At 69.7% G+C, this 9,377-nt stretch carries 5 protein-coding genes; 1 reads left to right on the top strand and 4 read right to left on the bottom strand.

Translation table 11 applies throughout. The features are described 5' to 3' along the window. Positions 1-797 (bottom strand): alpha-amylase family glycosyl hydrolase (locus CCN44_RS07425; RefSeq protein WP_244203896.1); only part of this gene is annotated, 797 nt, incomplete at its 3' end. After that, positions 794-2,920: an alpha-1,4-glucan--maltose-1-phosphate maltosyltransferase gene (locus tag CCN44_RS07420; protein ID WP_167403950.1), complete on the bottom strand. Its 2,127-nt coding sequence runs from the start codon at positions 2,918-2,920 to the stop codon at positions 794-796. The genes CCN44_RS07425 and CCN44_RS07420, both read right to left, overlap by 4 nt. A 332-nt stretch (positions 2,921-3,252) precedes the next feature. Between CCN44_RS07420 and CCN44_RS07415 the strand changes: the two genes are divergently transcribed. Continuing rightward, a complete protein-coding gene (locus CCN44_RS07415; protein ID WP_059252674.1) occupies positions 3,253-5,871 on the top strand; it encodes a glycosyltransferase family 1 protein in 2,619 nt (872 codons plus the stop codon). An 18-nt stretch (positions 5,872-5,889) separates the two neighbouring features. On the opposite strand, the gene CCN44_RS07410 is transcribed toward CCN44_RS07415, so the two are convergent. Both CCN44_RS07410 and CCN44_RS48015 read right to left on the bottom strand, forming a co-directional pair. Then, complete coding sequence (locus CCN44_RS07410) at positions 5,890-6,171, bottom strand: hypothetical protein (RefSeq protein WP_059252675.1); 282 nt, start codon at positions 6,169-6,171, stop codon at positions 5,890-5,892. Beyond that, positions 6,171-6,947 carry an RHS repeat-associated core domain-containing protein gene (locus CCN44_RS48015; RefSeq protein WP_462509647.1) on the bottom strand — a complete coding sequence of 259 codons (777 nt, stop codon included), beginning with the start codon at positions 6,945-6,947 and terminating at the stop codon, positions 6,171-6,173. The genes CCN44_RS07410 and CCN44_RS48015 overlap by 1 nt, the downstream gene beginning before the upstream one ends. Positions 6,948-9,377 lie beyond the last annotated feature (2,430 nt).

The following is a 9,377-nucleotide window of genomic DNA, read 5'->3' as shown; positions in this document are numbered from 1 at the left end:
TCGGGCCACTGGTTGGCCTCGGCGAGGAGCACCTTGTCGGGGTACTGGGCGTCGATCTCCCGGCGCACCCGCCGCAGGAACTCGTGGGTCGCCGGCAGGTTCTCGCAGTTGGTGCCCTCCTGCTGGTACAGGTACGGCACCGCGTCCAGCCGGAACCCGTCGATGCCGAGATCCAGCCAGAACTTCAGCGCGGAGATCATCTCCTCCTGCACCGCCGGGTTCTCGTAGTTCAGATCCGGCTGGTGCGAGAAGAAGCGATGCCAGTAGTACTGCTTGCGTACCGGGTCGTACGTCCAGTTCGAGACCTCGGTGTCGACGAAGATGATGCGGGCGTCCTGGTACTGCTTGTCGTCGTCGGCCCAGACGTAGTAGTCCCCGTACGGACCGTCCGGGTCCCGCCTCGACTCCTGGAACCACGGGTGCTGGTCGCTGGTGTGGTTCATGACGAAGTCGATGATGACGCGCATGCCGCGCTGGTGGGCGGCGTCCACGAACTCCACGAAGTCGGCGAGGTCACCGAACTCCGGGAGGACGGCGGTGTAGTCGGAGACGTCGTACCCGCCGTCCCTGAGGGGTGACTTGAAGAACGGCGGCAGCCACAGGCAGTCCACGCCGAGCCACTGCAGATAGTCGAGCTTGGCGGTCAGGCCCTTCAGGTCGCCGACGCCGTCGCCGTTGCTGTCCTGGAAGGAGCGGACCAGGACCTCGTAGAAGACGGCGCGCTTGAACCACTCCGGGTCCCGGTCCTTGGCGGGAGTGTCCTCGAAGGTGTCCGGAACGGGCTCATTGACGATCATATTGTGGGTGACCCTCCGATCTGCGGGGTGGACGGTCGCAGGACGGTGAAGACATGCGCGGGCCTATGACCCGGTTCGAGGCGCACATAGTTGGCCCTGCCCCAGTAGTAGGTCTCGCCGGTGAGCTCGTCGCGCACCGGCACGGACTCGTGCCAGTCCAGGCCGAGTTGCGGCATGTCCAACGAGACCGTGGCCTCCTGGGTGTGGTGCGGATCGAGGTTGGCGACAACGAGAACCGTGTTCGTCCCGCTCCGCTTCGAGTAGGCGATCACCGCGTCCTTGTCGGCGTGATGGAAGTGCAGGTTCCGTAGCTGCCGCAGGGCCGGGCTGTTGCGTCGGATCGTGTTGAGTTTCGTGATGAGCGGTGCGATGGTCCGGCCCGCCCGCTCGGCGGCCTCCCAGTCGCGGGGCCGGAGCTGGTACTTCTCCGAGTCCAGGTACTCCTCGGACCCCTCCCGGAGCGGGGTGTTCTCGCACAGCTCGTAGCCGCTGTAGATGCCCCAGGCGGGGGAGAGGGTGGCGGCGAGCACGGCCCGCACCTCGAACGCGGGCCGCCCGCCGTGCTGGAGGTAGGCGTGCAGGATGTCGGGGGTGTTGGCGAAGAAGTTCGGCCGCATGTAGGCCGCCGCCTCGCCCGACAGCTCGGTCAGGTACTCGGTCAGCTCCTGCTTGCTGTTGCGCCAGGTGAAGTACGTGTACGACTGCTGGAACCCGATCTGCGCCAGCGTGTGCATCATCGCGGGCCGGGTGAACGCCTCGGCCAGGAAGATCACGTCCGGGTCGGTGCGGTTGATCTCGCCGATGACCCGCTCCCAGAACACCACCGGCTTGGTGTGCGGGTTGTCCACCCGGAAGATGCGGACGCCATGGCCCATCCAGTGCCGCAGGATCCGGACGGTCTCCGCGACCAGGCCGTCCATGTCGGCGTCGAAGGCGATGGGGTAGATGTCCTGGTACTTCTTCGGCGGGTTCTCGGCGTACGCGATGCTGCCGTCCGGACGGTGCCGGAACCACTCGGGGTGCTTCTGCACCCAGGGATGGTCGGGCGAGCACTGCAACGCGAAGTCCAGCGCCACCTCCAGCCCCAGCTTCGCCGCTTCCCCCACGAAGAAGTCGAAGTCCTCGATGGTGCCGAGGTCGGGGTGCACGGCGTCGTGGCCGCCCTCGGGGGAACCGATCGCCCAGGGCACGCCGACGTCGTCCGGGCCGGCGGTGAGGCTGTTGTTGCGGCCCTTGCGGAAGGTCGTGCCGATGGGGTGGACGGGCGGCAGGTAGACGACGTCGAAGCCCATCTCCGCGATCGGCCCCAGCCGGCGGGCGGCCGTGCGGAACGTGCCGTGCGGCTGCTCGGGGGTGCCCTCGGAGCGGGGGAAGAACTCGTACCACGAGCCGTACAGGGCGCGTTCGCGCTCCACCAGCAGCGGCATCGGGTCCGAGGCGGTGACCAGCTCCCGCAGCGGATAACGGTCCAGCGGCGCCCGTACGTCCGGCGCCAGTGCCGCCGCCAGCCGCCAGGCGGCCGGGCGGCTCTCGTCCCGCAGGGCCGCCACCGCGTCCAGCACGGGCCGCCGGTGCGCCTTCGGGACTCCGGCGGCGGCCCGCTCGTACAGCAGCGCGCCCTCCGCCAGCACCAGCTCGGTGTCGATGCCGGCCGGGATCTTGATCCGGGCGTGCTGCCGCCAGGTGGCGAGCGGGTCCGACCAGGCCTCCACCGTGTAGGTCCAGCGGCCCGGTTCGCCCGCGGTGACGGTGGCGCCCCAGCGGTCGGTGCCCGGGGCGAGTTCCCGCATCGGCGTCCAGGGTCCGGCCCGGCCCGCCGGGTCCCTGAGCACCACGTTCGCCGCGACGGCGTCGTGGCCCTCCCGGAACACGGTGGCCGACACCTCGAAGGACTCCCCGGTCACGGCCTTGGCGGGCCTGCGGCCGTGCTGCACGACGGGGCGGACGTCCAGGACGGGGATGCGGCCCAGAGTGGTGACCGCGTCCGGGGAGGACCGGCGGCCGGCGACGGACGGACCGGCCGCACCGGCCGGCGCCGCGCCTTTCCTCCCCGTCGTCTTCTTTCCTGCTGCCGTGGTCCTGCTGCTTGTCGGAGGTGCTGACGAATGGTGCATGGCGGGCATGACCGCTCCTGTCCGCTTCAACATGGAGGTGGGCGGATGGATATGGGGAGGTGGGTCCTGCGGACGTGCTGTGGTGCGCCTGTGGGGTCGTACCGGAGGAGCCTTCCCACCCGCTTCGGGTGGGCAATCCGGCACTCTGTTAACTACTCACGCGTACGTCCACACACAAGACCGGGTCCCTTTTCTGCGAGTGCCCGCAGACGCGCCCCTGACGCCCCGACACCCCCGACGGGTACGTCCCCACCGACCGCGCGGTAACCACTACCGTCGAAGGCGACGACGAGACGCACACCGCCGTGCGTCTCACCCCGCGACGCGTCCCGAGGTGGAATGTGAAGGCGATCCGTCGGTTCACCGTCCGTCCCGTGCTCCCCGACCCCCTCCGGCCGCTGAGCGACCTGGCGCGGAATCTGCGCTGGTCCTGGCATGCGGAAACGCGCGACCTGTTCCAGTCCGTCTGTCCCGAGGCCTGGGCCGGCTCCGGGGGCGACCCGGTGCGGCTGCTCGGCAGTGTGCGGCCGGCCCGGCTGGCCGAGCTGGCCGGGGACCGGCGGTTCCTGCGCCGCCTCACCGCCGCCGCCGACGACCTCGACGACTATCTGACCGGCGACCGCTGGTACCAGGAGCAGGCCGGCGGCCTGCCCGGCGCCGTCGCCTACTTCTCGCCCGAGTTCGGCATCACCGCCGCGCTCCCGCAGTACTCCGGCGGCCTCGGCATCCTCGCCGGCGACCACCTCAAGGCCGCCAGCGACCTCGGCGTACCCCTGATCGGTGTCGGTCTCCTCTACCGGCACGGGTACTTCCGGCAGACCCTGTCCCGGGACGGCTGGCAGCAGGAGCACTACCCGGTGCTCGACCCGAACGAGCTGCCGCTGACCCAGCTGAAGGAGCCCGACGGCACGCCGGCACAGGTCACCCTCGCCCTGCCCGGCGGCAAGGAACTGCGCGCCCGGATCTGGCTGGCGCAGGTCGGCCGGGTGCCGCTGCTGCTGCTCGACTCGGACGTGGAGGAGAACGATCTCGGCGAACGCGGGGTGACCGACCGGCTCTACGGCGGCGGCAGCGAGCACCGGCTGCTCCAGGAGATGCTGCTCGGGATAGGAGGGGTGCGGGCCGTACGGACGTACTGCCGGCTCACCGGGCACCCGGAGCCGGAGGTGTTCCACACCAACGAGGGGCACGCGGGCTTCCTCGGCCTGGAACGGATCGCCGAACTGTGCGCCGGCGGGCTGGACTTCGACGCCGCCCTGGAGGCGGTGCGCGGCGGCACGGTGTTCACCACCCACACCCCCGTCCCGGCCGGCATCGACCGCTTCGACCGGGAACTGGTCGGCCGGCACTTCGGGGCGGACGCCGAACTCCCCGGCATCGACGTGCAGCGCGTCCTGGCGCTCGGCATGGAGACCTACCCGGGCGGCGAGCCGAACCTGTTCAACATGGCGGTGATGGGGCTCCGGCTGGCCCAGCGCGCCAACGGGGTGTCGCTGCTGCACGGACAGGTCAGCCGGAGCATGTTCGCCGGACTCTGGCCGGGATTCGACCCCGAGGAGGTGCCGATCACCTCCGTGACCAACGGGGTGCACGCGCCGACCTGGGTGGCGCCGGAGGTGCTGCGGCTCGGCGCCCGGCAGATCGGCGCCCAGCGGGCCGAGGACGCGCTGGCCGTCGGCGGCTCCGAGCGCTGGGACTCGGTCGCGGACATCCCGGACCAGGAGATCTGGGAACTGCGCCGCACCCTGCGCGAACAGCTGGTGCTGGAGGTGCGGGAGCGGCTGCGCGTGTCGTGGCGGCAACGCGGGGCCGGGAACGCCGAGCTGGGCTGGATCGACGACGTCCTGGACCCGGACGTCCTGACCATCGGCTTCGCGCGCCGGGTGCCCTCCTACAAGCGCCTGACGCTGATGCTGCGCGACCGCGACCGCCTGACGGAACTGCTCCTGCACCCCGAGCGCCCGGTCCAGATCGTGGTCGCGGGCAAGGCGCACCCGGCGGACGACGGCGGCAAGCGCCTGGTCCAGGAACTGGTCCGGTTCGCCGACGACCCCCGGATCCGGCACCGGATCGTCTTCCTGCCCGACTACGGCATGGCGATGGCGCAGAAGCTCTACCCGGGCTGCGACGTCTGGCTGAACAACCCGCTGCGGCCTCTGGAGGCGTGCGGCACCAGCGGCATGAAGGCGGCGCTGAACGGCTGCCTGAACCTCTCGGTCCTGGACGGCTGGTGGGACGAATGGTTCCAGCCGGACTTCGGCTGGGCCATCCCGACGGCGGACGGCGTCGGCACCGACCCCGACCGGCGGGACGACATCGAGGCCGCGGCCCTGTACGACCTGCTCGAACAGCGGGTCGCACCGCGCTTCTACGAGCGCGGCCGGGCCGGCCTGCCCGACCGCTGGATCGCGATGGTCCGCCAGACCCTCTCCCTGCTCGGCCCGAAGGTGCTGGCCGGCCGCATGGTCCGCGAGTACGTCGACCGCCTGTACGCCCCCGCCGCGCAGACCCACCGCGCGCTGACCCCGGACACCGCGCGGGACCTGGCCGCGTGGAAGACCCGGGTGCGGGCGGCCTGGCCCGGCGTGAGCGTCGACCACGTCGAGACGACGGCGACGACGCCCACGGCGGAACTGGGCACGACGGTGGGCCTGCGGGTCCGGGTGGCCCTCGGCACACTGACCCCGGACGACGTGGAGGTCCAGGCGGTCTCGGGCCGGGTGGACGCGGAGGACCGCATCACCGACGCGACGGTGGTCCCCCTGAAGCCGACGGGCACCCCCGACCTGGAGGGCCGCCTCCTCTACGAGGGCCCCCTCTCCCTGGACCGCACCGGCCCCTACGGCTACACGGTCCGCATCCTCCCCACCCACCGACTGCTGGCATCGAACGCGGAGATGGGCCTGGTGACGGTGCCTTCGGAGGAGGTGGTGGAGGGGGCGGGGATGGTGTTGCGGTGACCTGACCGGCGGTGCCGGCTAGCGCGCGTTGAAGGGGTCGATTTCGTACGATTCCTGGATGCTGAGCAGCCGGCATTCTCCGGTTTCGCTGTGCACGGAAATCTGGCAGGGTCCATAAAGGAAATACTTGTCGTCCCTGGTCTCGACATACTTCGCAGACTGGAAGGCGAAATAGAAGAACTCGCCCTTCTGTGCCTTGTACTCGTCGTCCGGGAACAGGGCGACCTCGTTGTCCCAGTCGGCGGTCAGCTGCTTGACGTAATCCGCCGCAATCCGCTCTGCCTGCTCGATCGTGTACATCAGTTCGTCCTCATCAGCTTGAATGTCTGGAAGTAGGTGGGGTCGACGAACCCGGTCTGTGCGTCGATGAAGAGTACCCGGTTCTGATCATTCATGATATTGAATACGTGACCTGGCATGCCGCCACCCGGATTCGCCGCGACGATACCGCGGGCGCCGTGTCCAGCGTTTCTGACATGGTCGACCATGCCCCAGAAATCCGTTTCCTTGAAGCTCGCGCCGTACACGTTCTCCAGGCGTTCCAGGGACTGCAATCCTCCCATGTATCCGGGTACGGGTTTGATCCCGTTGCCCCGCATGTACTGCTCGAAAGCGTCGGCGACATAGGTACAGTTCGTGTTGCCGCCCTCGGGGTTGAAATGCTTGGGCAGATCCGGATAGTGGGGCGTCTCGTACGGCTTCGGAGGGATCGGTGACTTCTGGGGGGCCAGGCCGAGGGGGTCGCAGGAGACGGAGGGGCGGTCCACGTAGCCGACGGGGTTGGCCGCCGGAGCCAGGCCGAGGGGGTCCTGGCTGGTGTACTGGCCGACTTCGGGGTCGTAGTACCTGAGGTAGTTGTAGTGGAGGCCCGTCTCGGGGTCGAAGTACTGTCCCGGGAAACGCAGCGGAGTGTAGGCGTGGCTCCGAACCGACCACGACAGCTTCCCCCAGTTCGTGGACCGGGCGCGCCAGGCGATGTCGCCGGACTCGTCGATCAGCTCACACGGAGCACCCGAGAGGTCGGACACGATGGCGAAGAAGCGGGCGTCTATCTCTTCCTGCGAGGTCGTGGCCATGGTCCGGCGCTCGCTCTGCGCGACCGCTTCGACGCCGTTGAGGTGCCACGTCAGGGTCACCGAGTCGGCTGAGTCCGCCCAGCTGGTCGTCTGCTCGCAGAGCGAGGTGCCGTCCCAGGTGAAGTCCACCTGCTCCAGCACGTCGACACCGTTCTCGGCGAGGCGCTGCTTGCCGATGCGCCTGCCCAGAGCGTCGTACTGGTACCGCCATACCGTGCCGTCGGGAGTGACGACCTGGGTGAGCCGGTCCTCCGCGTCCCAGCTGTAACGCCATGTGTCCGGCTTTCGGGAGAGCCGGGTCCTCTGGCGCAGCACCACGCGTCCGGCGGCGTCCCGCTCGTAGCGGATCCGGCCGGCGCGGACGAGGTCGGCGCCCTGGTAGGCGCGTTCGCCGCACCCGTCGTCGCCGAACTGTCGTGCGGGCCAGTCGGCGGCGGTCTGGTTGCCGAGCCGGTCGTACGCGTAGGACTCCGCCCACCTGTCCCCGCTGACCCGGGTGGTCCTGCCCGCCAGGTCGAGGTCGTAGTGCCGGACGCCGTTCAGCTGGTCTTCGACCTTGGTCAGGCTGCCGTCCGCGCGGTAGGCATAGGTCCGCGCCTGGATACGCCGGCGAGAATGGTCCACGGCCTGGGAGACCAGCCGGTTCATCGCGTCGAACGACCGGGAGACGGTCAGGGACTCGCCGAACCGACGGCTGACTTCGCGGCCGGTCCGGTCGTACTCCAGCGCGATGACGCGACCGTCGGCCGTGAGCCGGCAGGGCCTTCCGGCGGCGTCGTACTCCCAGGTGCTGACAGCGCCCGACGGTGTCGTGCGGGCGGTCAGGTTGCCGAACGCGTCGTAGCGGTAGGCCACTTCCCGGTCGTTGATCCGCTCGGAGACCAGGCGTCCGTGCCGGTCACGGAGGAGGGTGAGTTCCGCGTGGCCGTTGCCGGCGTGGGCGATCTCGTCGGTGAAGTCGTAGGTGTACGTCATCACCTCCCCGTCGACGCTCTTGCGGACGATCTGCCCCAGTTCGTTGTGTTCGTAGGAGACGACCTGTCCGAGGGCGTTCGTGCGGGAGACCAAGTCGCCGGCCGCGTTGTACGCATACCGGATGACCCGCCCGCCGAAGTCGGTTTCCGTGCTCAGCCGTCCCACGGCGTCGTACTCGTAACTCCACACCTGCCCCTGGGGGTTGGTCACCCGGGTCAGGCGGAGTTCGTTGTCGTACGCGAACGCGTAGCGGGAACCGTCGGGTTCGACGCGCGCGGTCAGCAGGTCGAACGGGCCGTACTCGAAGCGGGTGACACCGCCGACCGTGTTCGTGTGGGTGAGGCAGTTCCCCTCACCGTCGTACGTCCACGATTCCTCGGTCCCGTCCGGATTCCGTCGGCGCGTGACATGGCCCTCGACGGACCATTCCATCTCACCCGTCGCACCGAAGGGATCCGTGACGGCGGTCACGCGGCCGAAGGCGTCTCGCCGGTACCGCATGACGTTGCCCGCGTGGTCACGCACCTCGGCGGGCAGACCGGCCGCGTCGCAGCGGATGGCGGTCACCCGGCCGTACTGGTCGCGCATCGTGGACACATGGCCGCGCTCGTCGTACGTGAAGAACGTCCGACCGCCGGCTGAATCGGCCACCGAGGTCAGGTTCCCGCGGGCGTCGAACTCCTGGCGGAGCGTGCTTCCGTCCGGGCGCACGATACGCGTGAGCAGTCCGCGGGCGTCGTAGGCAAGCGTCGTGCGCCGGCCGTCCGGACGGACGATCTCCGTCACGTTCCCCAGGGCGTCGTACCGGCGGGACGTCGTACGGCCGACGGCGTCCGTCTCGGACAGCAGGCGGTGGAACCGGTCGTGGGTGAAGCGCCGGGTGTGCCCCGCCGGGTCCACCATGGCGACGATCTGGTGCAGGTCGTTGACGGCGTACCGGCGTACGGCGCCCTCGCCGTTGACCGCCTCCGTGGTCCGCAGCCCGGTGTCCGGGTCTCTTTCGCCGTAGGACAGCCGCAGGCTCATATGCCCTTCTGTGCCGCCCTGCGCGATGCACCGGTCCCTGTCGTCGTACGCGTACGTGTACGCGTGCCCGTTGGTGTCCGTCCAGGAGGTGACGCGTCCCCGCTCGTCGTAGGTGAACCGGAGGGGCAGGCCGGAGGAGTTGCGGACCTCGGTGAGATCGCCCTGCGTGTACCCGTACCGGACCAGCCGCAGATCGGATCCGTCCTCGCCTGCGCCGGTCAGGTACAGGCCGGTGACCCGCCCGTCGGCACTGTCGATCCGCAGGCGGTAGCCNNCAGTTGCCGTTGCGGTCGTCCATCTGTTCCAGGACCGCGAGGCCGGGTCCATGGTCGGCGAAGTGCCAGGTGCGGTGGGACCGGGGGTCCGTGACGGTGTAGCCGCCGTCCACCCGGTCCAGGGGGAGGCGGGGCCCGTGACTGGGCAGGGTGC

Source organism: Streptomyces tricolor, from assembly GCF_002155905.1.
Classification (GTDB): domain Bacteria; phylum Actinomycetota; class Actinomycetes; order Streptomycetales; family Streptomycetaceae; genus Streptomyces; species Streptomyces tricolor.
This window is presented reverse-complemented; position numbering and strand designations above follow the sequence as displayed.